The organism is Streptomyces sp. NBC_00683 (assembly GCF_036226745.1).
GTDB lineage: Bacteria > Actinomycetota > Actinomycetes > Streptomycetales > Streptomycetaceae > Streptomyces.
The window spans coordinates 7,299,218-7,322,971 of sequence record NZ_CP109013.1; the positions used below are offsets into that span (position 1 = coordinate 7,299,218).

Sequence of the window (23,754 nt, forward strand, 5' to 3'; positions counted from 1 at the left end):
CGCAGCGGCGCAGCGCCATCGGGATCCGCCCGGCCACCGCATCCATCAGCCCCACTCATCAGGGAGTAGCACGTGGTTCCCACCCGCAAGCAGTCAGTGCCCCGTCCCCGCCGCCGCTCCGGCTTACGCGGTCCTGCCGCGGCACTCGCCGTCACCGGCGTCGCAGCCGCCGTCGCCGCGACCGGTCTCACCGCACCCCGGGCCACCGCGACCGAAGCGCAGGCCGCCGCGCTGACCGTCCGTCTCGACCCCAGCTACCAGCAGCCGTCGTTCCAGGGATGGGGGACGGCACTCGCGTGGTTCGCCAACGTCACCGGAGGCTGGCCCGACGCCCAGCGCGACAAGTTGGCCGACGACCTCTACGGCGCGGGCGGGCTCGGGTTCACCATCGCCCGCTACAACATCGGCGGCGGCGACAGCCCCGACACCGCTCCCTACATGCGTGCCGGAGCGGCGGTCCCCGGCTACTGGAACCGGCCGGGACCGGAGTCCCCGGGCTGGTGGGACCCGGCCGACCCTGACCACTGGAACGCGGACGCGGATGCCAACCAGCGCTGGTGGCTCACCGCGGCCAAGGCCCGCGGCGCGCAGACCTTCGAAGCGTTCTCGAACTCCGCGCCCTACTTCATGACCAACAGCGGTCTCGTCTCCGGCGCAGTGGACGGCTCGCAGGACAATCTCCGCGCCGATCAGTTCGACAAGTTCGCCGCCTATCTGTCCGGTGCCCTCCAGCGCGCGCAGGACTCCACCGGCGTGAAGTTCGACTCCGTCTCACCGGTCAACGAGCCGAACACCGGCTACTGGCACGCCGGCGGTGGCCAGGAGGGCTCGCACTGGGATCCGGCCTCGCAGGCCCGCATGATCTCCACTCTCCGTGCCGACCTGGACGCGAAGGGCGTGACCACCCCGGTTGCGGCCATGGACGAGACGAATCCCGGGTTGTTCCGTTCCAACTGGGAGTCGTACGCACCCGGGGTCCGCGACGCAGTCGGCCGGCTCAACACGCACACGTACGGGACGAACGGCCGCACCGGCGTGCGCGACATAGCCAAGGGCGAGGCCACACCGCTGTGGATGTCCGAGGTGGACGTCGGCGGCAGTGTCCCGCAGAGCTTCACCGACATGAGCCCCGCGCTGGACCTGGCAGGTCGCATCAACGACGACATACGGGAGCTGGAACCCCGGGCATGGGTGCTGTGGCAGGCGGTCGAGGACTACGAGAACATGACCCCCGCCCACGAGAACTCCAACTGGGGCCTGATCCAGACGGACTTCACCCCGGCCGACGCGGCGACCGAACCGCTGCGCAAGAACAAGAAGTACTGGGCGATGGCCAACTACAGCCGCTTCGTCCGGCCGGGTGCCCGCGTCATCAACACCGACGACGCCCACACCCTGGCCGCGCTGCGACCCGGGGGACAGGGGGCCGTCGTCGTCCACACCAACACCACGGGTGCGGCGCAGGACATCACGCTCGACCTGAACGGATTCCGGAGCGTCGGCAGCGCCCCCGTCGAGCGTTACACCACCGACGCCACCAAGAACCTGCAGCGCGAGAGCGACGTGGCCACGGCGGGCAGGAGCCTGAAGGCCACCGTCGGCGCCGGATCCGTCACGACGTTCGTCCTGCCGGGAGTCGCCGGAGTGAACACCGCTGCCGCCACGGCCCCCATCGGGGCGCCCCGTCAACTGGTCGGTGACAACAGCGGTATGGCGCTCGCCGTCGGCACGGTCAGCGGCACGGCCGCACCGGTGCAGCGCACCTCCGACCCCGCCGACGCCGCACAGCAGTGGACCTTCACCAAGTCGGCCCCGGCGGACTGGGGCAGCACCGCCGCCTACCGTGTCACCAACGTCGGGACGGGCAAGGCCCTTTCCGTGTCGGGGGGCGTGCTCGGCTTCGCGGCGCCCGGATCCTCGCCCGAGCAGCAGTGGATCCGCTCCACCACCGGTGACGGCCACGCCACGCTGATCAACAGGGCCACCGGCAAGCTCCTCGACGTCACCGGAGCCGCCACGAGCGACGGAGCCCCCGTCGGCGTCTACCGGCCCACGACGGGCAGTAACCAGTCGTGGACCTTCCGCGGCCTCGCGGCGGACGGATAGGGGTTGAACGCCGGGCGGGCACCGGCCTCCGGGCCGGTGCCCGCCCGGTGACGGACCTGCTCCTACTCGTCGGTGGGGCCGAGATCGTGAGTCTCCCGGAAGTCGACGGTACGGGCGCGATGGGCCGCGTGCAGTTCGAGCACGACGATCTCGTTGGTGCCCTCGCGGAGCACCGGCGCAGGTACGTACAAGGACCGCTGGGGGCCGCGGGACCAGTAGCGGCCCAGTGCGAAACCGTTGATCCACGCACTGCCCTTGGTCCAGCCGTCGAGGTGGAGGAAGGTGTCCGCCGTACCGGAGAGTTCGAAGGTCCCGCGGTGGAAGGACGGACCGGTCGGCGCCGTGGTGGTGGCTGCGAAGCCCAGCCCGTCGAGCGAGGTCAGCGGCAGCGGCCGGTTGGTCCAGCCGACGAGCTCCGTGCCGTCCAGCACGACCCTGCCGGGCAGCCCCTTGCGGTCGTGGATGCCCGGTCCGTAGTTGACGCGGCCCTGGTTCTCGACGAGCACGCTGAGGACGCAGCCCGCGCGGGGCACGGTGAAGGAGAGGGCGTGCTCGTGGTTCTCCCGCTCCAGGACCCCGACGCTCCGGCCGTCGAGGAAGACCTGGGCGCGGTCGCGGACCTGCTCCAGTTCGAGCAGGGCGGGTCCGGCGGCCGCCAGGACCGTCTCGTAGAGGACGAATCCGAAGTCCTGCCGGAGCTGCTCCATCGTCAGCGGATTCAGGGACTCGACGGCGTCACCGAGGCTCGGAGCCCAGTCGAGCAGGCCGGCACTCTCGTCCAACGCCACTGCTGACAGGGAGAGTTTGTCCGCGCGCGCGGGAACAGGCTCTGCGGGGACAGGCGCGTACTTGGCGATGACCTCGCGGAACGCGGTGAACTTCTCGGTGGGGTCCCCGGCTTCGTCGAGGGGGGCGTCGTAGTCGTAGGAGGTGACGGTCGGCCGGTAGGTGTGCTTGTCGTTGGCGCCGTTGGTGAAGCCGAAGTTCGTACCGCCGTGGAACATGTAGAGGTTCACCGAGGCCCCGGCCGCCAGGGCCTCGTCCAGCTCCTGTGCGGCCTGGTCCGGGTCACGGACCACGTGGTGGCCGCCCCAGCGGTCGAACCAGCCGATCCAGAACTCCGTGGACAGCAGCGGTCCGGTCGGCCGGTGCGCGCGCAGAGCCGCGAGGTTCTGGGTGGAGCGGCTGCCGAAGTTGGCCGTGGCGAGGACCCCCGGCAGCCCGCCACGCTCCAGGTCCGCGGGCTGGTCGCAGGTGAACAGCGGCACGTCGACACCGCAGCGGCGCAGCGAGCCGGCGAGGTGCTCCAGGTAGGCGGAGTCGTCGCCGTACGCCCCGTACTCGTTCTCCACCTGTACGGCGAGTACCGGTCCGCCACGGGTGGCGAAGCAGGACTGGAGCGGGGTGAGGAGCCGGGTGAAGTAGTCGTCGACCGCGGCGAGATAGCGGGGGTCGCGGGTGCGCAGGCGGATGTCGGGCTGCTCCAGGAGCCAGGAGGGCAGGCCGCCGCCCTCCCACTCGGCGCAGATGTAGGGCCCGGGGCGGAGCAGGACGTGGAGGCCCTCCGCGGCGGCGAGGCCGAGGAAGGCGGGCAGGTCGAGTCCGCCGTCCATGCGGAACCGGTCCGGACGCGGCTGGTGGAGGTTCCAGGGGACATACGTCTCGACCGTGTTGAGGCCCATGAGGCGGGCCTTGCGGAGTCGGTCTGCCCACTGCGCCGGATGGACCCGGAAGTAGTGCAGCCCACCGGACAGGACCCGGAAGGGTTCACCGTCGAGTCGGAATCCGCCGTCGTCGATCTGAAGAACGGACATGCGCTGCTGCTCCTGTGCTCAAGGGGGTGCGCGAGCGGTCCGGCGCACGGCGGCCGGAATCCCTGCCCTGCACATGTTTGCGTAAACATGAGGGTCATGGCAAGCCTTGCGGGGAGGGACGGGCACCCCGCCGGGACAAGCGGACGTGCGGACCTGCCGCACACGGTCCCGCCCCGCGCCTACCATCCGGTCCAGAACAGGTGGTTGACCGTCAGGGCCACGACTGCCTGTGCGGCCAGCCAGCCACGTCGGCGCGGTCCGGGCAGGAGGGCGGTGGCGGGGAGCAGCCAGAGGATGAAGGGCTGCCAGATCCGTTCCGTCTCCGCCTTGCTCATCCCGGACAGGTCGGCGGCCAGCAGCGCGAGGAACGCCGCCGACACGAAGAGGACCAGGCGCTGCGGCGAAGCCGTCGTCCCGGTTCGCAGGGCGCGCACCGCTCCGGGGACACCCTCCGCCGTCCGGCGCAGGCCCGCGAGCGTCGCAGGTCCGACGGCGATCGCGGTGCAGGCGAGGTTCGCCCAGACCCAGTAGGAGTACGGCCGGAGTCCCCCCGCCCCCTGGTAGTAGCGATCGACGAGCAGGTGGTACGCCTCCCACCAGTTGAAGCCCGCGAGCGAGAAGGCGGCCGGTACGACCAGCGCTCCCGCTGCGAACAGGGCGAGCGGCCGGGCAGTGCGAGTCAGCACGAGGACGGCGACGAGGAGGACTGCGATCAGCGTCAGACCGTAACTGAGGTAGCAGACCAGCCCGTACAGCAGTCCCGCACCCAGAGCGGCGGCTGCGGGGCTGCGGACCGTGCGGGTCGCGGCCAGGGCGAGCAGGGCGACGGACCACGCGGCCACCGCGGTGAAGTAGCCGTCGGCCGAGGTACCGGCCCAGACCGCGACCGGTGCGAGGACGACGAACGGCGCGGCGCGGTGGGCGGTGTGCTCGTCCGTCAGGGCACGGACGGCGATCAGGGCGGCCACCGCCGCGGACGCACCGGTCACGATGCACCAGACCCCGGCCCAGGCACCGCCGCCGAGCCCGATGCGGTCCAGCAGGACGAAGGTGAGGGTGGCGCCCGGCGGGTGTCCGGCGACATGGGCGGGCCAGTTGCCCGGCGGTCCGATCAGGATGTGGTCGTCGAAGCCCCGCAGAGCGGCACCGATGTCGTCGAAGCGGCCGATGACTCCCAGGTACTCGTGCTTCGTGGTGAGACGTAGGGCGACGCCACGCTCCCAGCCGTCGATCAGCGCGAGCGAGAAGACCCAGGCGAGGGAGGCGGCGTAGCAACTGAGGAGCAGTGCACGCCAGCCCAGCCGGCCGGCGAGGACGGGGCCGTACGCGACGACGGCCACGGCGACGGCGGGGGCGGCCACCGTACCGGGGCCGACGTGCGGGTACCAGGTCGCCAACAGGGGCGCCCAGCGGACGTAGAGGGTGTGGTCGGCGTTCTCGATGGCGTGGCCGACGAGCACGGCGGCGGTGACCAGCACGATGCCCGCGCCGACCGCCGCCAGGTCGCGGCGGTGCCCGGAGCGCGGTGCGGGCATCGGCTCGGTGGTGTGCTCGGTACGGTCCTCGGTCTTCACGCAGGCACCGTACGCACGGCGGGGCGGCGGTGACGGGCGCCGGCGGGGCGCGTCACCGAACCGTCAGATTCCGGGCAGCTCCGACGGGCCTTCCGGCAGGAGGGGCGGGGTGCCGGGCCCGTACGTCCCAGGGGTGACGTCATCGTTTCGTCAGGAGTCGCACCCGCCCCGCCCAGGTCCCGCGGGCATAGCGTCGGGACATGGGCGACAGCCGTCGGAACAGTCCGACACTCCCCGCTTCCCTTTCCCGGCTCCTCTCCGGCCGTGCCGCGACGATTCCCGAACGGCTCCCCTCGGCGCCCGGGTTCTGGCGCAGCCCCGTACGGGGAGTGCGGTTCACCGCGGTGCTCGGCCTCGTCCTGCTCGTCGGGATCACGCTGCTCTTCGTGACGGGCCTCCTGTCGTACGCCGCCTACAACCCGGACCTGAATCCGGTCAACGACAAGACGCCCGACAAGGGCCTGCTCGGCTTCTACCTCTTCGCCTGGCCGACCGATCCGCACTGGCTGTACCGGCTGACGCAGGGGCTCCACGTCACCGTGGGGATCGTGCTCGTCCCGGTCCTGCTGGCGAAGCTCTGGTCGGTGGTTCCCCAGCTCTTCGCGCTGCCGCCGGCCCGCTCCCTCGGGCACGCGCTGGAGCGGATCTCGCTGCTGCTGCTCGTGGGCGGGGCGCTGTTCGAATTCCTCACCGGGCTGCTCAACATCCAGCTGGAGTACCTGTTCCCGGGCTCCTTCTACCCGCTGCACTTCTACGGGGCGTGGGTGTTCTTCGCCGCGTTCCTCGCCCACGCGGGGTTGCGGGTGCCGCAGGCCGTTCGGGTGCTGCGGTCGGGCGGACTGAGCGGGGCGGTCCGGGGGGACCGGCTGGAGGCTCCCGCTCCCGCCACGCCGACCCTGTCCCGGCGCGGCGCGCTGGCCATGGTGGGTGCAGGCTCAGCGGTCCTGCTGGTCACATCGGCCGGTCGGAGCTTCGACGGACCGTTGAGGCGTCTCGCGGTGCTCACCCCGCACGGTGCCGCCGAGCCGGGCTCCGGACCCAACGGCTTCCAGATCAACAAGACGGCCGCCGCGGTCGGTGTCACCACGGCCGATACGGGGGAGGGCTGGTGGCTCACCGTCAGCGGGCCGGCCGGGGACCTCCGGTTCACCCGGGAGCAGCTGCTGGCCATGGACCAGCACAGCGCGGCGCTTCCGATCGCGTGCGTGGAGGGCTGGTCCACCTCGGACCAGTGGTGGCGCGGCGTACGGCTGAGGGATCTGGCGGCGCTCGCCGGGTACCCGGACCGGCCACCGGGGGTGCTGGTCGAATCGGTCCAGCGCAGCGGTCCGTTCCGCCGGGCGGCGCTCCGCGACAACCAGGTGCGGGACCCGCGTTCGCTGCTGGCGATGCAGGTCAACGGCGAGGAACTGTCGCTCGATCACGGATACCCGGCGCGGACCATCGTCCCGGCCGCGCCCGGCGTACTCAACACCAAATGGGTGACCCGGCTGACCTTCGGAGAGCTGTGAACAGAACGGACCCCCGCGCCCTCCTGCGGCGTTGGTACGGGGAGGGCCCGCTGCACCTCGTCCTGATGGCCGCTTCCTTCGCCCTGGCCGGATACGCGGGTGTACGGCTGCTGGAGGGGGACACACTCGGCGTCATCGTGTGGTTCGTCGGAGCGGCCCTCGTGCACGACCTGGTGCTGGTTCCCGTCTACGCGTCGGCGGACCTGCTGCTGCGCAGGACCCTCCGCCCGCGTTCCGCCTCGGTGAACTTCGTCCGCGTGCCGGCGTTCATCTCCGGACTCCTGCTGCTGGTGTGGTTCCCGCTGATCACCCGGCAGGCGGAGCGCTACGAGCCGGCCAGCGGACTGTCCCCCGACGTGTTCCTGGGGAACTGGCTGCTGATCACGGCCGGGCTGTTCCTGGTGTCCGGGCTCTGGCTCGTGGTCCGGACGGTCCGGCTGCGCCGCAGGGAGACGAAGGAGCGGCCGGCCGCGTCCCACTGATCGACGCAGTGCAGCCCATGGGGGCGGGCGTACCTCTTCAGCGCGGGTGTGCCGAGCCGGGCCCACGGGAACGGGGCGGTCCGTGCCGGTCCGGGGCCGGAGGCGCGTCCGTCGTCCAGCTGTACCCGGACCCGTTCGTCGATGTCCTGCGGCGCGGTCTCGGCGATGAGGAGTCCGCCCGGGGCGAGCAGGTCGGCCGTGCGGTGCAGCAGGTGCCGCGGATCGCCTCCGATGCCGATGTTGCCGTCGACGAGGAGAACGGTGCCCCAACGCCCCTCGCCCGGCAGCGGTTCGAAGACGGACCGGTGCAGGGCGGAAGCTCCGAGCCGCAGGGTGCGGTCGACCGCGGCCTCGCTGACGTCGATGCCGAGTGCGCGGTGGCCGCGGGCCGCCAGCGCCGCGACCAGCCGCCCGGGCCCGCACCCGATGTCCAGGACGGGGCCCTCGCACCGCCGCAGCGCCGAGAGGTCCGCGGCGTCCGCGTCGGCGCACCAGCGTTCGACGTCCAGCGGCAGCAGCCAGCCGTCCGTACGGCGCAGGAAGAGCGGCCCGTGTCCGTCGCGCAGCGCGTTGGCGTACGGGTCGGTGCCCCATGAGGTGACGTCCGGTCGCGACGGGATCGTCACACCGCGGTCCGGGGCTGTGCGGCTCATCGGACCGCGGTCCGGGCCTGCGCGGTTCATCGGACCGCCGTCCCGGTCAGCCGGGCGAGCTCGGCGGCGAACCGCCCGTACGGCGCGAGGGCGGCGACCGCGACGGCATCGGCAGCCGTGTCCACGTCCCTCAGCCGGGGAAGATCGCGAACGGTCAGCCCGGCGTCGACCAGCCTGCGCCGCTGCACGGCACCGGTCTCGGGTACGGACATCGGTACACCGCGCAGGAGTTCGGGATCGGGATTCGCCAGGCCCAGCGCCCAGAACCCGCCGTCCTCGGCAGGGCCGAACCAGGCGTCGCAGCCGTCCCAGGCGGCCGGGGACAGCACGGGGGCCAGATCGGCCGCGGTGATCTGTGGGGTGTCCATGCCGATCAGGAGCGTCGGCCCCGTGCAGGCGCCGAACGCGGCGGCCAGCCGTTCGTCGAGACCTCCCGCGCTCTGTGCCACCACCTCGATGCCGGGTGGCAGCCATGGTCCGGGCGCCCCGTCCAGGACGACCGCCCGCCGCGCGGCGGGCAGTTCGTCGACGGTACGCAGGGTGTCGCCGAGGGCGGCCTCGGCGAGCCGAGCGGCCTCGGCGGGCGAGAAGGGCGGAGTGAGCCGGGTCTTGACCCGGCCGGGCAGCGGCTCCTTGCAGATGACCAGCAGGTTCGTCGACCCGGCAGGGGCCGGGCGGGCGGCGCCGGCGCCGGCCGCCCTCATCGGGAGGCCCCCGCCCGGACCGGTGGCTCACTCAGCACGGCGCGCATGTCGCGCACCGCGTGCCAGGTGCCCAGCCAGGTGCCGGTGACCTTCGACTTTCCCGTCCGCGCCAGGTACGGGACGTCCGTCTCGGCGACCCGCAATCCCGCGTCGGCCGCGCGCACGACCATCTGCAGCGGGTAGCCGCTGCGCCGGTCGGTGAGATCGAGCGCCAGCAGATCGGCCCGGCGCGCGGCCCGCATCGGCCCCAGGTCGTGCAGTCGCAGTCCCGTACGGCGGCGCAGCATGCGGGCCAGAGCCGCGTTGCCCGCCCGCGCGTGCAGCGGCCAGGCACCGCGCTCCTCGGGACGGCGGCGGCCGAGCAGCAGATCGCTCTCACCGTCGGCGACCCGGCGGACGAAGTCGGGCAGCAGCCCGGGATCCAGCGAACCGTCGCAGTCGCAGAAGCAGACGAACTCCGCCTCGGAGGCGAGAAGCCCGGCCTGACAGGCCGCGCCGAACCCGCGCCGGGGTTCATGCACCACGGTCGCGCCGAGGGACCGGGCCAGCTCCGCCGAGCCGTCGGTGGAGCCGTTGTCCACGACGATCGCCCGCCAGCCACGAGGGACCGAGGCCAGCACCCCGGGCAGCGCGGCGGCCTCGTCCAGACACGGCAGGACGACGTCGGCACAGAGAGCGGAAGTATCGGAAGGAAGGGTCACGCGGATCACCCTACGGAGCGAAAACGGACAATTCGGGTTCCAGATTCTTACGAAATGTGGACGTCGTCAGGCAGCGGCACACGGGCGTCCCCTGCTCCGCGCCGCGGATGCCAAGGTGGGGACATGCAGACGACTCCGGACACCCCGCCGCCCGTCCCCGCCGGCGGGGTGTCCCCGGCGGAGGAGAACCCCTCGCGGGCTACCGGTACGGAACCGGGAGCCCGCGGCCGCGTACTCGTCGTGGACGACGACCCCACCGTCGCGGAGGTGGTCGCCGGATACCTGACCGGCGCGGGGTACGAGGTGGCCCGGGCGGCGGACGGCCCGGCCGCGCTCGAGCAGTTCACCGCACGTCGCCCCGACCTGGCCGTCCTGGACCTGATGCTCCCCGGGATGGACGGCTTCGAGGTCTGCCGCCGCATGCGGGCACAGGGACCGGTGCCCGTCATCATGCTGACCGCGCGCGGCGACGAGGACGACCGCATCCTCGGCCTGGAGACGGGGGCGGACGACTACGTGACCAAGCCCTTCAGCCCCCGCGAACTTGTCCTGCGCGTCGACTCCGTACTGCGCCGCGTCAGGGCGACCGCGACATCCGGCGGCCGTTCCGTGCTGCTCGAAGGCGCAGGTCTCGTCCTCGATCCCGCGGCCAGACGCGCGACGTGGGAGGGCCGGGCGCTGGCCCTCACCCTGCGGGAGTTCGACCTGCTCGCCTTCCTCCTGAGCCACCCGGGGCAGGTGTTCACCCGGGAGGAGCTGATGCGCGGGGTCTGGGGCTGGGACTTCGGGGACCTGTCGACGGTGACCGTCCACGTCCGCCGTCTGCGCGGGAAGGTCGAGGCCGATCCGGCCCGCCCGGAGCTGATCCGCACGGTCTGGGGTGTCGGCTACCGCCTGGACCTGCCCCCGGACCCGGCCGCCACCACCACCACCGCCACCGCCTCCTCCATCGACTCCGGCGACGGCTCCGGAACACCGTCATGACCGACACCCTCCTCATCGCGCTCCTCGCCTTCCTGGGCGCCGCCGCGGCCGGACTGCTCGGCGCACTCGTGCTGCGGCTGTCCCGGCACCGTTCGCTCGTCGTCTCGCTGACCGTCGTGGCCGCCGTCGCCGTCACCGCGATGCTCGCCGGGACACTGGCCGTCGCCTGGGCGATGTTCCTGTCGCCGCACGACCTGACGGTGGTCACGACGGTCCTCGCCATGGCCGCCGTCGTCTCGCTCGTCACCGCGATGCTGCTGGGCCGCTGGGTGGCGGCGAGGAGCCGCGATCTGACCCTCGCTGCCCGCTCCTTCGGCGACGGCGGCACCTTCGCGGCCCCCGCGGCCCCGGCCACTGCCGAACTCGCCGCTCTCACCCGTGAACTGGCCGCCACCAGTGCCAAGCTCGACAGTTCACGCGAGCGGGAGCGCGCCCTGGAGACCTCGCGGCGCGAGCTCGTCGCCTGGATCTCGCACGACCTGCGCACCCCGCTCGCCGGGCTGCGCGCCATGTCCGAGGCGCTGGAGGACGGCATGGCCGTCGACTCCGGGCGCTATCTGCGGCAGATACGCACCGAGGTGGAGCGGATGAACGACATGGTCGGCGACCTCTTCGAACTCTCCCGCATCCACGCCGGCTCGCTCACCCTGAGCCCCACGCGGATCTCCGTCCACGATCTGGTGGGCGACGCGCTCGCCGGCGCGGACCCGCTGGCCCGTGAGCACGGTGTGCGGCTGGTCGGCGGCAGGGTCGAGGCGGTGCCCGTCGAGGTCGACGGCAAGGAGATGAACCGGGTCCTGGGCAACCTCCTGATCAACGCGATCCGCCGAACCCCCGCCGACGGCACCGTCGCCGTGGCCGCGCAACGCACGGGCGGCGGGGTCGTCCTCTCGGTGACCGACGGCTGCGGAGGCATTCCGGAGGAGGACCTGCCCCGGGTCTTCGACACCGGCTGGCGCGGCAGCCATGCCCGTACACCACCGGCCGGCGCGGGACTCGGGCTCGCCATCGTGCGGGGGATTGTCGAGGCACACGCCGGCCGGGCGGAGGTCCGCAACGTAACCGGCGGCTGCTGCTTCGAGGTGACCCTGCCGGTGGCGTGAGCCTCAGACGGACAGACCCGCGGCCGCCTCCCGCAGAGGCGCCGCCGCGAACTGCGCCATGCCCTCGGCGAACCCGACCTCCGGCTTCCAGCCCAGTTCGTCCCGCAGCCGTCGCGAGTCCGCCGTGACATGACGTACGTCCCCGAGCCGGTACTCACCGGTGGTCACCGGCGCCGGGCCGCCGTGGGCCGAAGCCAGCACGGCGGCCATCTCACCGATGGTGTGCGGCTGTCCGCTTCCCGTGTTGTACGCGGCGAAACTGCCCGGCCCGCGTCCCGCGACCGCCTCCAGCGCCACCGCGTTCGCGGCGGCCACGTCCCGCACATGGATGAAGTCCCGCCGCTGGCCGCCGTCCTCGAAGACACGGGGCGGCTCGCCCCGGGCCAGGGCCGAACGGAAGAAGGAGGCGACACCCGCGTACGGGGTGTCGCGCGGCATCCCCGGTCCGTACACGTTGTGGTAGCGCAGCGACATCGCGCGTCCGCCCGTCGCGCGCGCCCAGGCCGCGGCGAGGTGTTCCTGGGCGAGCTTGGTCGCCGCGTACACGTTGCGCGGGTCGGCGGGAGCGTCCTCCGCGACCAGCCCGGACTCCAACTCGGCACCGCAGTCAGGACAGTGCGGTTCGAACCGGCCCGCCGCCAGGTCGGCCTCCGCCCGTGGGCCCGGCCGGACCCCGCCATGACGGGGACAGGTGTAGCGGCCCTCCCCGTAGACCACCATCGAGCCGGCGAGCACCAGGCTCCGCACGCCGGCCGCGGCCATCGCGGCAAGCAGCACGGCTGTTCCCAGGTCGTTGCAACCGACATACTCCGGGGCGTCGGCGAAGTCCTTGCCCAGTCCGACCATCGCCGCCTGGTGGCACACCACGTCCACTCCCCGCAGCGCACGGTCCACGGCCTCGCGGTCACGTACGTCCGCCACGATCAGCCCGCCGCCCCGGCCGTCGCCGCCGTGCGCCGAGGGGAGCAGGGCGTCGAGCACCACCGCCTCGTGCCCGGCCGACACGAGCGTCCGCACGATCTCCGAACCGATGAACCCGGCGCCGCCGGTGACCAGTACACGCATAGGCCCACGTTAGGACGCCCGGAGCGGAATCCTCCGCCTCCGGACCGGCACGTCACGAGACCGTAAGCGGTTGGCCCGCACGGGTCCCCGGCTACCTCCGAAGGAGGGGATCCGCGCCCGGTGGCCGAGGAGCGCCGTCGATGTCATATGGGCGGGTTGCCGTGCTTGCGCTGGGGAAGGTCCGCATGCTTCCTGCAGAGCATCCGCAGGGAGCTGATGAGCACCGAGCGGGTCTCGCGGGGGTCGATCACGTCGTCCACCAGGCCCCGCTCCGCCGCGTAGTACGGGTGCATCAGCTCGTCCCGGTACTCGCGGATCTTCCTGGCCCGGGTCGTCTCCGGATGGTCGGCCGCGGCGATCTCGCGGCGGGCGACGACGTCCACCGCGCCTTCCGCGCCCATGACGGCGATCTCGTTGGTCGGCCACGCGTACGCCAGGTCGGAGCCGATCGAACGGGAGTCCATCACGATGTACGCGCCGCCGTACGCCTTGCGCAGGACGACGGATATCCGCGGCACGGTGGCGTTGCAGTACGCGTACAGCAGTTTCGCCCCGTGCCGGATGATCCCGCCGTGCTCCTGATCGACCCCCGGCAGGAAGCCGGGCACGTCGAGCAACGTGACCAGCGGGATGTTGAACGAGTCGCAGAACTGCACGAAACCGGCCGCCTTCTCCGAGGCCGGGATGTCCAGGACGCCGGCCAGCCACTGGGGCTGGCTGGCGACGAAGCCGACGACCTGGCCGTCCAGCCGGGCCAGGACGCACAGCACGTTGTGCGCCCAGTGCTCGTGCACCTCCAGGTACTCACCCTCGTCGGCGAGTTCCTCGATCACGGCGCGCATGTCGTACGGGCGGTTACTGTCGGACGGCACCAGGTCGAGGAGGGCCTCGCAGAGGCGGTCCGGGGAGTCGGAGGTGGGCGCGGCGGGCGGCAGTTCGCGGTTGTTCAGCGGCAGCATCGACAGCAGGTAGCGGACCTCCTCGAGGCAGGTCTGCTCGTCGTCGTACACGAAGTGCGCGACGCCGGAGACGCTCGCGTGCACGTCGGCGCCGCCCAGACCGTTCTGGGTGACCCGTTCACCGGTCACGGTGTGGATCACGTCGGGGCCGGTGATGAACATCTGCGAGGTGCCGCGGACCATGAAGACGAAATCGGTGAGCGCGGGGGAGTAGGCCGCGCCGCCCGCGCACGGCCCGAGCATCACCGAGATCTGCGGGATGACGCCCGAGGCCCGGGTGTTGCGGCTGAAGATGCCGCCGTAGCCGGCCAAGGCGCTGACGCCCTCCTGGATACGGGCGCCCGCGCCGTCGTTGAGGGAGACCAGGGGCGCGCCCGCCCGGATGGCCATGTCCATGATCTTGTGGATCTTCTGCGCGTGGGCCTCGCCGAGCGCGCCCCCGAAGATGCGGAAGTCGTGGGCGTAGACGAAGACGAGCCGGCCGTGCACCTCGCCCCACCCGGTGACCACACCGTCGGTGTAGGGCCGCTTGTCCTCCAGCCCGAAGCCGGTCGCCCGGTGCCGGCGCAGCTGCTCCACCTCGGTGAACGTGCCGTCGTCCAGGAGAAGTTCGATGCGTTCGCGTGCGGTCAGTTTGCCCTTGGCATGCTGGGCCGCGGTGGCACGGTCACCGGTGCCGCCGCGTGCCAGCTCCCGCGTGTCGAGGAGTTCGGCGACCTGCTCGCGCGGATGCTTGCGGTTCACCGGAGCCTCGGCGGGATCCGGGGCGGTCCACATCACATCGGTCATAGTCACCTACCACGTTGACGGCTTGCGGTTCGCCGTAGGCTCGCACGGTCGCACGGTGCCGTGGGCGCGTTGTACCCGTGCCGCACCCCTATATCGGCGGTGCGTTCCGCCGGGCCCGCTCCGCCCGTTCCCCGGCCGGCCGCGCGTAGGGGGCCGGGCTCCCCGTTAGGGGTGTGCCGGGCGCCCGGGGGTCTGTAGCGTCGGTCGCCCGGCCGTGTGCCGGTGACGCGGATCAGGACGTGCCGCGGGTCGGTTGTCGTGGGAGCACGGGAGGTTCGGTGGCCGGGTCCGACGTCCGACGGCTGCTGGCGATCAGCGACCTGCACGTGGTGTACGCCGAGAACCGCGCCCTCGTCGAGGAGCTCCGCCCGGAGAACGAAGGCGACTGGCTCATCGTCGCGGGCGATGTCGGAGAGTACGCCGCCGACGTCGAATGGGCCCTCGACCTGCTGCGGCGCCGCTTCGCCAAGGTGATCTGGGCCCCCGGCAACCACGAGCTCTGGACCCCGCGCGACGACGAGGTGCAACTGCGCGGCGAGGCGCGCTACCAGTATCTGGTGGCGCTGTGCCGCCGCCTCGGCGTGGTGACGCCCGAGGACCCGTACCCGGTCTGGGACGACGGAGTCGATCCGGTCCTGATCGCGCCCCTGTTCGTCGGCTACGACTACAGCTGGCGTCCGGCCGGCACCCGCACCAGGGAGCAGGCGCTGGCCCTGGCGGAGGAGACCGGCGTCGTCTGCACCGACGAGTTCCTCCTGCACCCCGACCCGTACCCGCGACGCGACGACTGGTGCCGGGCACGCGCCGCGCTGACGAGGCGGCGGCTCGACGAGGAGCGTGGCGGGCTGCCCACCGTGCTGGTCAACCACTACCCGCTGGTGAGGGAGCCGACCAGGATCCTCCGGTACCCCGAATTCGCCCTGTGGTGCGGCACCGACCTGACCGCCGACTGGCACCTGCGCTACAACGCCCGCACTGTCGTCTACGGCCACCTCCACATCCCCCGTACCACCTGGCACGACGGTGTGCGGTTCGAGGAGGTGTCGGTCGGCTACCCGCGTGAATGGCGACGCCGCTCCGGCCCGCCCGCACGGCTCCGCCCGGTCCTGCCCGCACCGGTCGCCCAGCCCTCCTGACGGAACGCCGCACGGCCGGGCCCCGTGTCGTCCGGTCGTCCGGCGGGGGATGCGCCTGGCTCCGTCAGCTGCCCGTGGCTGTGCCGTTCCGGCGCCCCGGCGCCCCCGCCGTCCCGCCGCCCCGAGAGAACGACTGGGCCCGTGGACCCACCGTCAGGCCCAGCCCGCCCGTTGGGCCCTTGGGCCGTTGTCCTGCGACTCTGCCGGATGAAAGACTTCCGACGCGGACCGGGGAGACCGGCAGAGGGCCGGCGCAGGAGCAGACGTCACACGGCTGCCGTACACCGGCCGGTAGGTCGGCTGAACGACGGGGAACGTGCACCGCGCGACGGTGCCTGAGGCCTCGGCGTCACGGGGTGAGAGAGGCTGACGCGCACAGTGCTGGTGCAACGCGAGGAACAACTGGCCCGTCTGCGGCGGACATACCGTGCCTGCCAGGAGCAGGGACGCGGGCAGGTGGCGCTCCTGAGCGGGACCGTGGGCTGCGGCAAGACCGAGTTGCTGGAGGTCTTCGGAGAGTGGGTGGCCTCCGTGGGCGGGCGGGTGCTGCGCGCCGCCGGGTCCAGGGCGGAACGCGGGCTTCCGCTGGGTGTGATCTGGCAGCTCCTGCACAGCGCGCCATTGGAACCGGAGGCCGCCGCCCAGACCGACGAGCTCCTGGCGGACGCCTTCGGACGGCTCACCCGGGCCGCCGGGGCCGGCGAGGAGCTGCCCCCGGACGACGCCTCCTGGGTGCGGGTCCTGCACGGAGTGTTCACCTCGCTGACCGGCCTGGGCGACGACCACCCGGTGGCCGTCGCCGTGGACGACCTCCACCACGCGGACGCGGCCTCGCTCCAGTGCCTGCTGTACGTGATCCGGCGGTTCCGGCGGGCACCCGTCATGATCGTGCTGGCCGAGACGACCACGCTGCGACCGGCCCATCCGCTCTTACGGGCCGAGCTGTTCAGCCAGCCCTCCTTCCGGCGCTACACCCTGCCGCTGCTGACCGTCGACGCCGTCGCCCGGCTCGTCGAACGTGACGCCTACGGCCGGGCCGGGAGCCCCGCGCACGAGGCGGCCGCCGGTCTCCTCGGCCTCACCGGCGGCAACCCGCTCCTCGTCCGTGCCCTCCTCGACGAGAAGGCCGGAAGCCCGGGAGGGGAGAGCGCGCACGGGCCGGTCCCCAGCGACGCCTTCGACCAGGCGGTGCTCCACTGCCTCTACCGGCACGAGCCGGGCGTCCGGCAGGTGGCGCGGGCCCTGGCCGTGCTCGACCGGGCGGCGTCCGCCGAACTGCTCGGCCGGCTCCTCGGCGTTCCGCCGGACTCCACCGCGCCGGCGATGCGGTTGCTGCGCGGTGCCGGCCTCACCGATTCGGGTCGGCTCCGCCATCCGCGGATCCAGGGCCTGGTCGTCTCCGACATGCCGGCCGAGGAGCGCAGGCGGCTGCACCGGCGCGCCGCCGAGATGCTGTACGAGCGGGGGGCGGAGGCGGGCGAGGTCGCCCGGCACCTGGCCGCCTCCGCCTGGACGGACGTCCCGTGGGCGGCTCCTGTGCCGTCGCACGCCGTGGCGAAGGCGTTGTCCGCCGCCCGGCCGGGCGCGGCGGCCCCCGAGCCGGACCGTCACGCCGGGGAGCCACGGGACACGGACGGCGACGTGCTCAGCGAAGCACAGCGGCGGGTGGCTGCGCTGGCCGCGCGAGGGCACACGAACCAGCAGATCTCCCGCAGGCTGTTCATCACAGTGAGCACCGTCGAGCAGCATCTGACCAGGGTCTACCGGAAGTTGGACGTCAGGCGGCGCACCGACCTGCCTGAGCGGCTGGACGCCGGCCGGGAGCCGCTGGACGAGGAGAACGCACACAGTACCGAGGCCTGCTGAGGGCGGCCTGCGCGCGGAGCGGCTCAGCCGGCCGCACCGCGCGCCGCGGGAAGGGTTACGCCGGTGCACACCAGCCGCGGGTCCACCAGGAACCGGCCGGTCAGTACGGCCACCGGCGGACGGGGAGCGAGGACGCGGGCCGTGAACGTACCGGCGCGGCGATCGAAGACGATGTCCGCCTCCTCGAAACCCAGAGGGCGGCCGGTGAGCGGGAACCACGCCTTGTACACCGACTCCTTGGCGCTGAAGAGCAGCCGGTCCCAGCAGACCGCGGGAGCTTGTGCGGACAGCTGCCCGGTACGGGCCCGCTCGCCCGGCAGCCCGATGGCCTCCAGCACCCCTTCCGGCAGCGGGCCGTGCGGTTCGGCGTCCACCCCGAGCGCGGCGAACTCCGAGGAACGCGCCAGGACGGACGCGCAGTAGCCCTCGCAGTGCGTCATGCTGCCGACCACGCCCGCCGGCCAGACCGGGGCGCCGCGCGGACCGCTGAGGATCGGCGTCGGCGGCATCCCCAGCGCGCCCAGCGCCTGCCGGGCGCAGTGCCGCACGGCGGTGAACTCACGCCGGCGTTTCTCCACCGCCGCCGCGACGAACGGTTCCTCCTCGGGCAGGAGCGACATACCGGCCGGTTCCCCGAAGGACTCGGCCACGACGACGGACGTCGGCAGTATCCGCTCGATCACAGCTGCCCGTGCCCGCCCGTGCGGTGGGACGACGGCGGCCCGCCAGGGGTGGTCCAGGGGTACGGTCCGGGCCCGCCGTCCGCCTCGCCCGGGGTCAACGGGCCGCCACCGGGAACTCCGCCATGCCGCGGATGATGAACGAGCTACCGCGCCGGATCCGGCCCGCCCGGCGCAGCCGCGGGATCCGCGTGGCCAGCGCCTGGAACGCGACCTCCGCCTCGAGCTTCGCCAGCGACGCGCCCATGCAGTAATGGATGCCCGCGGAGAACGCCAGGGTGTCGGCGCCGACGCTGCGCGTGATGTCGAAGGTGTTCGGGTCGGGGAACACCTTCGGATCGCGGTTGGCCCCGCCGACCATGACCGCCAGCTCCGCGTCGACGGGCAGCGTGCAGCCGGCCAGTTCGAGCCGCTCGTGGACGATGCGCCGGTACTGCTGGACGGGCGGGTCGAAGCGCAGGGTCTCCTCGGCCACGCCGGCGGCCAGCTCGGGCCGCTCGACGAGCAGCCGCCACTGCTCGGGGTGGGTCAGCAGCGCCAGGACCCCGTTGCCGATCAGGTTGACGGTGGTCTCGCTGCCGGCCAGTGGCACGAAGGTCGCCATCGGCACGAGCTCGGCCATGCTCATGCTGCCCTCGTCGACCAGTGCCAGCAGCCGCGTGATCATGTCGTCCTGCGGATCGGCCTTGCGCTGCGCGATGACGTCGACGAGGAGTTCCGTGATCTCCCGGATCGCCGACTCGGTGCTCTGCGTCTGCTCGTAGGTGACCACGCCCTCCAGCAGCGGCGTCATCCGGCGGCTGATGCGGTGGAAGTCGTCACGACAGCGGTCCGGGATCCCCACGAGGTCGGCGATCAGGGCGACGGGCAGCCGCTGCGCGAAGGCCGTCATCAGGTCGAACGGCCCGTCCTCGGCAAGGAGATCGTCGATCAGCCGGTCGCAGATCTCCTGGATACGGGACCGCCAGCCCTCGGCCATGCGGGGGTTGAGGGTGGGGGCCGCGATGCGGCGCAGCCTGGTGTGGTCCGGCGGATCGGCGCCGAGCAGCGAGTTGTCGAAGCCGATGAACTCCGGGAGTTTCTCCCCGCCGGCCTTCCGGACCCCGAAACGCCGGTCCCGCAGGATCTGGTTGGCGAGTCCGTGGTCCGCGGTCACCCAGGCGCCGATGGAGCTCTGATGGAGAAGCCCCCGGGCCCGGATCTCCTCGAAGTGGGGGTACGGGCTCTCCGGAACGCTCAGCACCTTGGCGTACGGGTCGCCCAGGTCGGCCTGCACGCGGATGAAGTCGTGGAAGAAGGCCAGCTGCGCCCGCAACTGTCGTTCGCTCGGCCGCATCGGTGCCAGCTCCTATCCGCGCCTCGCCATGGCGTCCCGGATTCGAGAACGTAATGACGACCGCCCCCTACCGGACACCCCTAACCTCCGCCCTCCGCCGTCCGCTCGGTCCTTCGGCCGGGGGACGGGGGACGGGGGACGGGGGGGGCGGGGACGCCGTCAGGTCGGCTCTCCTGCCCAGGAGAGCAAGCTGGCCGGCAGGTCCGAGCGGCTGTTGATCCGCAGTTTGCGGTAGACCCGGGTCAGATGCTGTTCGACCGTGCTGACCGTGACGAACAGTTTCCGGGCGATCTGCCGGTTGGTGCAGCCCTGGGCCGCGAGCGAGGCGACCCGGCGTTCTGCGTCGCTGAGTTCGAAGGTGGCCGGATCGTCCGCCAGGGAGGCGATCGCCGGGCTCGTCTCCGCGGGCGGGCGTTGCCGTTGCTCCGGCACGGTCACCATGATCTGGCTGGCGAACTGCTGCGCCCGGCGGCCGATGACCCGGGCGTGCGTGTACTCGCCGAGGGCGTGCTGGGCGTTGCTCAGCACGGCCAGGGTCTCGGCCAGCTCCAGCTGGTCCCCGCAGGCCTGCAGCAGCTCGACCGCCTCGCGCAGGATCGGTGGCCGGCTGCGCGGTTCGCTGGAGGCGGCGAGGACCCGCAGCGTGATGCCCCGGGTGCGGACGTTCTGGGTGCCGAGCAGCGCGATCTGGTCGGCGGCCAGAGTGCCGGCGGAGAGCCCGCCCGCCAGCCGGGCCGCGGCGAGGTCGGTGCGCCACGGCACCAGGCCCGGAAGGTCCGAGCCCCAGCGGCGCATCAGGTCTCCGCAGGCCTCGAAGTCCTCGATCGCGGCCTCATGGCGCCCGCACGCGAGGTAGTAGTGGCCGCGGGCGCGCCGGTAGTGCAGTCCGACCGTGGTCTGGAACATGGCGTCCGGCACCGCCATGTTCAGATGGCTGAGAGCCTGTTCGTTCTCGCCCGCCCGGGTGGCGGTCATGATCAGGACGGACAGCGGGATGCCGATCAGTATGCCCAGCCCTCTGGGCGGGATCTGCCGGAGGCTCGCGAGGGCATGCCCCTCGGCCTCGGCCAGGTCGCCCTGGCGGTGACTCACCATCGCCCGCAGTCCGCAGAACACGGCCAGCCAGGTGGGTGCCGACCGCCGTCGCGCCTCGTCGAGCAGGCGGTCGCACCAGGACCCCGCCGTGTCCAGGCAGTCCGCGAAGATCAGCGTCTCGAGGGCGATCAGGATGGGATAGAGGGTGTGGTCCTCCAGGCGGCAGCTCTGCAGCAGCGCCTTGGCGTCGGCCACGACCTCGTCGGTGTATCCGGAGGTGTGGACCGCGTGGACGAGGCCCGCAGCCAGCGTCCTTGGCCCGGCCGCGGTGACGGACCGCGCCGACGAGGCGGCCGGCGGCTCCTTCACCGGTTCGACCACTCCGGGATACCAGTACGCCAGCGCCATGCGGGCGTTGTGCAGCGGAACCGAGGAGCTGTCGGGCCTCTCGGGCCCGGCCGACGCCTCGACCCGTGCCAGCACCGCTTCTGCCTCGGCCGGCCGGCCGTACCACTCCAGAGGGGCGACCAGCGTGAGGGAGTCCTCGCGGGAGAGCTGTCCGGACCGGAAGGCGTCCAGGAGCCTGTCCACATGGTGTTCCGCGAAGACGGGGTCGAGCCGCCATTTCGCACGCGCCAGTAAGGCGTCGATGCCCACGCGTGCGTCCGGGTGGGCCTCCTCGCGGTCGGTCAGCCGCAGACAGTCGAGGGCGAGGCCGCTGTCGTCCTCCGCCAGCGCCTGCTCGGCCGCCTTCAGCAGGACCGGTACCGACCCGGGCGGCGTGGGCTGGCGCGCGGCCACCCAGTGCCGCGCCACGCGCACCGGCGAGGCGCCGGCCCGGTCCAGCAGCCCGGCGACCCGGGCATGCAGCGCGACGCGTTCCTGCGGGCCCATCAGGTCCAGCACCACCTCGCGGGAACGCCGGTGGCGCAGGCGGCCGTTGGCGATCAGACCGGCCTCGGTGGCGGCATCGAGGGCCCACTCGGTGGCGGAGGTCGTCCAGTCCAGCAGTTCGGCCAGGAAAGCGGCGGGCACCGCCTCGTCCAGCGCGGCGACGGCACGCACCACCGGCAGGAGGCTCGGATCGCTGCGCATCAGGCAGTTCAGTACGGCCTGCCCGAAGACGTGCCCGGAGGCCGGGATCGACGTCTCGGGATGGCCGGCCTGCCGGCGCGCCTGCGCCGCCCGGAGCTCCTCGACGAAAGCCATGAGCAGCAGCGGGCTGCCGCCGGTCGCCTCGTAGAGGGTTGCCGGGGTGTTGTCCCCGAGGTCGATCGCCTCGGCCCGCAGCACCGCGGCGACGCCCACCGGTGAAAGCATGTTGAGGCGGATCAGCTGACGGTGCGGCTGGCTGAGCAGCTGGGCCCAGATCATCGGCCGCGCCGGCCGGACGGTGGTGTTGTCGTTGAGCACGACGAGGACGGGTGCGTGGTCGATACGCCGCACCAGGTACCGCAGACACTCCAGGGAGTCCGTGTCCACGAAGTGGGCGTCGTCGACCCCGATCAGCAGGGGCGCCCGTTCGGCCGCGGCCAGGATGATGCCGGTCAGCCCGTGCAGGACCGGCACGACGACCTGGGCCGTCGACTCGTCGTCGCTGCCGTGCAGCATGGAGGTGAGCGCGCCGGCCTCCAGCAGACGCTGGGCCCGGGCGGCCTCCTCCTCCTGCAGGTCCAGCCCGGCGAAGATCTGGGTCATCGCCCCCATCGGATTGGTCTGCTCGGCGTGGGACCCGGTGGCGCCGACGTAGGCGACCCCGGCCGCGGCCGCCTCCCGCGCCAGACTGCGCAGCAGTTCGGTCTTGCCGACCCCTACCGGGCCGCGGATGACCACCGAGCCTCCGGCGCCGACGACACATGCGGCGAGAGACGCGCGCAGCACCGCCAGTTCGGCATCCCATTCGACACGGACCATAGACTTACTCTCCCCGTGAGCTCACCTGCGGCCACCGGTCCCCCTTCGCACCCACGCATGGTGGTGGTGGCCCGCACAATCACTGCGGCCTGATGCCGCGATTCGCAGGGTGCGAGGTATTCAGCGCAAAGGCATGAGCCTGTTTCGATACATCCGGGAGGTATCGGAAATCTTGCGTTTCAGTGTGAGTCCTTAAAGTGAACTTAATGTGACGCAGGGATTTCCCGGTTGCCCGAACGTTTCCTCATGGGCGATTCCGGACAGAACCGCCGACCGTTACGGGCCGGTTCGGGGTGGGTTTGCGGGAGACGACAGGGATTGCAACTGACTCAGCATGATTTTCAGCAGCCGGGTCTGATGCGTCGTGAGAAAGAAGTGCCCACCGTCGAAGACGTGGAAGTCGAACTCGGCGCCGGTGTGGTTCTTCCAGGCCCGTGCCTCCTCGACCGTGGCCTTCGGGTCGTCGTCGCCCACGAAGGCGGTGACCGGACAGTTCAGCGGGGGACCGGGCACGTAGTCGTAGGTCTCCGCCGCCCGGTAGTCCGAACGGGTGGCCGGCAGGATCATGCGCAGCATCTCCTCGTCGCCGAGGATGTTGCCGTCGGTGCCCTGCAGACGCTGCAGCTCCTTGATGAACCCCGCGTCGGACTCCAGGTGGATCCGTTCGTCCCTCGGCATGGACGGCGCCCGCCGCCCCGAGGTGAACAACCAGGCCGGAGTCACGCCCCGTTCCTGCTCGAGCATGCGCGCCAGCTCGAAGCCGACCGTCGCGCCCATGCTGTGCCCGAACAGCGCGAGCGGCTTGTCGAGCCACCCGTCGAGTGTGCCGAGGATCGCCCGCGCCAAGGAGGGTAGATCTTCGATGTTCGGCTCCGAACGCCGGTCCTGGCGGCCCGGATACTGCACGGCCAGGACTTCGACGTCCGGTGAAAGAGACCGGGAGACCGGGAAATAGAAGCTGGCGGAGCCGCCGGCGTGCGGCAGGCACAGCAGCCTGACGGCACTGTCCGGTGCCGGATGATACCGGCGGATCCACAAACCGGTGTCGTCCTGCGCAGTCGTCATTACCCGACCCCTTTGTGTGGCATTTGTATCCCGCGCCGCAAGCGTTCGTGCCCGACAACGCACCCGTGTGTGGGTTATTTGAAGGATCGGAAGTGATTTTCCGGGGGTGTGATCTGGCCAGCAACCCCTACCGCGATGGAGTTCCCCCTATGGAAGGGTTACGGGTTGACTCGGGCAGCACCGGTGTCGTAATTCGGATCCCGGTCCTGTGCCCTCGGTCCGGAGCCCCGCCAGAACCCCGGAACCGGGAGTTCCGGAGCTCCGGAACTCCCGGTTC

Annotated in this window: 17 protein-coding genes; 6 read left to right on the forward strand and 11 right to left on the reverse strand. The window is 72.1% G+C overall.

Annotated elements, in window-relative coordinates; all coding sequences use genetic code 11:
* The first annotated feature begins 72 nt into the window (after nt 1–72).
* The gene (locus OG257_RS32510) at nt 73–2,106 is read left to right on the forward strand and encodes a glycoside hydrolase (RefSeq protein ID WP_329213201.1); all 2,034 of its coding nucleotides are present in this window, start codon (nt 73–75) and stop codon (nt 2,104–2,106) included.
* 62 nt (nt 2,107–2,168) lie between these two features.
* On the opposite strand, the gene OG257_RS32515 is transcribed toward OG257_RS32510, so the two are convergent.
* Together OG257_RS32515 and OG257_RS32520 are read right to left on the reverse strand one after the other, a co-directional pair.
* Nucleotides 2,169–3,920: a glycoside hydrolase family 35 protein gene (locus OG257_RS32515; protein WP_329213203.1), complete on the reverse strand. Its 1,752-nt coding sequence runs from the start codon at nt 3,918–3,920 to the stop codon at nt 2,169–2,171.
* 179 nt (nt 3,921–4,099) lie between these two features.
* Nucleotides 4,100–5,494 (reverse strand): hypothetical protein, encoded by a 1,395-nt coding sequence (locus OG257_RS32520; protein ID WP_329213205.1) that lies wholly within the window; start codon nt 5,492–5,494, stop codon nt 4,100–4,102.
* Nucleotides 5,495–5,694: 200 nt separating this feature from the next.
* Between OG257_RS32520 and OG257_RS32525 the strand changes: the two genes are divergently transcribed.
* Nucleotides 5,695–7,005 carry a molybdopterin-dependent oxidoreductase gene (locus OG257_RS32525; RefSeq protein WP_329213207.1) on the forward strand — a complete coding sequence of 437 codons (1,311 nt, stop codon included), beginning with the start codon at nt 5,695–5,697 and terminating at the stop codon, nt 7,003–7,005.
* Nucleotides 7,006–7,330: 325 nt separating this feature from the next.
* On the opposite strand, the gene OG257_RS32530 is transcribed toward OG257_RS32525, so the two are convergent.
* The 3 genes from OG257_RS32530 to OG257_RS32540 are packed head-to-tail and all read right to left on the reverse strand — an operon-like array spanning nt 7,331 to nt 9,545.
* Nucleotides 7,331–8,140 (reverse strand): class I SAM-dependent methyltransferase, encoded by an 810-nt coding sequence (locus OG257_RS32530; RefSeq protein WP_329213209.1) that lies wholly within the window; start codon nt 8,138–8,140, stop codon nt 7,331–7,333.
* A 26-nt stretch (nt 8,141–8,166) separates the two neighbouring features.
* Entirely contained in the window at nt 8,167–8,844 is a 678-nt protein-coding gene (locus OG257_RS32535) for a TIGR04282 family arsenosugar biosynthesis glycosyltransferase (protein ID WP_329213211.1), read from the reverse strand.
* Complete coding sequence (locus tag OG257_RS32540) at nt 8,841–9,545, reverse strand: glycosyltransferase family 2 protein (protein WP_329213213.1); 705 nt, start codon at nt 9,543–9,545, stop codon at nt 8,841–8,843. The genes OG257_RS32535 and OG257_RS32540 overlap by 4 nt, the downstream gene beginning before the upstream one ends.
* 123 nt (nt 9,546–9,668) lie before the next feature.
* Here OG257_RS32540 and OG257_RS32545 point away from each other — a divergent pair, with 123 nt between their 5' ends.
* Both OG257_RS32545 and OG257_RS32550 read left to right on the forward strand, forming a co-directional pair.
* Nucleotides 9,669–10,529: a response regulator transcription factor gene (locus OG257_RS32545; RefSeq protein ID WP_329213215.1), complete on the forward strand. Its 861-nt coding sequence runs from the start codon at nt 9,669–9,671 to the stop codon at nt 10,527–10,529.
* The gene (locus tag OG257_RS32550; RefSeq protein ID WP_329213216.1) at nt 10,526–11,632 is read left to right on the forward strand and encodes a sensor histidine kinase; all 1,107 of its coding nucleotides are present in this window, start codon (nt 10,526–10,528) and stop codon (nt 11,630–11,632) included. The genes OG257_RS32545 and OG257_RS32550 overlap by 4 nt, the downstream gene beginning before the upstream one ends.
* 3 nt (nt 11,633–11,635) lie before the next feature.
* Here the strand turns inward: OG257_RS32550 and OG257_RS32555 are convergent, their stop codons facing one another.
* Nucleotides 11,636–12,697: an NAD-dependent epimerase/dehydratase family protein gene (locus tag OG257_RS32555; RefSeq protein WP_329213219.1), complete on the reverse strand. Its 1,062-nt coding sequence runs from the start codon at nt 12,695–12,697 to the stop codon at nt 11,636–11,638.
* 143 nt (nt 12,698–12,840) lie between these two features.
* Nucleotides 12,841–14,445 carry an acyl-CoA carboxylase subunit beta gene (locus OG257_RS32560; RefSeq protein ID WP_329213220.1) on the reverse strand — a complete coding sequence of 535 codons (1,605 nt, stop codon included), beginning with the start codon at nt 14,443–14,445 and terminating at the stop codon, nt 12,841–12,843.
* Nucleotides 14,446–14,723: 278 nt separating this feature from the next.
* Between OG257_RS32560 and OG257_RS32565 the strand changes: the two genes are divergently transcribed.
* Entirely contained in the window at nt 14,724–15,581 is an 858-nt protein-coding gene (locus OG257_RS32565) for a metallophosphoesterase family protein (protein WP_329213222.1), read from the forward strand.
* Between the two features lie 384 nt (nt 15,582–15,965).
* Nucleotides 15,966–17,447 (forward strand): helix-turn-helix transcriptional regulator, encoded by a 1,482-nt coding sequence (locus tag OG257_RS32570; protein ID WP_329213224.1) that lies wholly within the window; start codon nt 15,966–15,968, stop codon nt 17,445–17,447.
* Nucleotides 17,448–17,470: 23 nt separating this feature from the next.
* On the opposite strand, the gene OG257_RS32575 is transcribed toward OG257_RS32570, so the two are convergent.
* The 4 genes from OG257_RS32575 to OG257_RS32590 form a co-directional block, all read right to left on the reverse strand.
* Nucleotides 17,471–18,130 (reverse strand): 4'-phosphopantetheinyl transferase family protein, encoded by a 660-nt coding sequence (locus tag OG257_RS32575; RefSeq protein WP_329213225.1) that lies wholly within the window; start codon nt 18,128–18,130, stop codon nt 17,471–17,473.
* Nucleotides 18,131–18,224: 94 nt separating this feature from the next.
* Entirely contained in the window at nt 18,225–19,463 is a 1,239-nt protein-coding gene (locus OG257_RS32580) for a cytochrome P450 (RefSeq protein WP_329213226.1), read from the reverse strand.
* A 159-nt stretch (nt 19,464–19,622) separates the two neighbouring features.
* Complete coding sequence (locus tag OG257_RS32585) at nt 19,623–22,412, reverse strand: AAA family ATPase (protein ID WP_329213227.1); 2,790 nt, start codon at nt 22,410–22,412, stop codon at nt 19,623–19,625.
* Nucleotides 22,413–22,688: 276 nt separating this feature from the next.
* Complete coding sequence (locus tag OG257_RS32590; protein WP_329213230.1) at nt 22,689–23,477, reverse strand: thioesterase II family protein; 789 nt, start codon at nt 23,475–23,477, stop codon at nt 22,689–22,691.
* Nucleotides 23,478–23,754 lie beyond the last annotated feature (277 nt).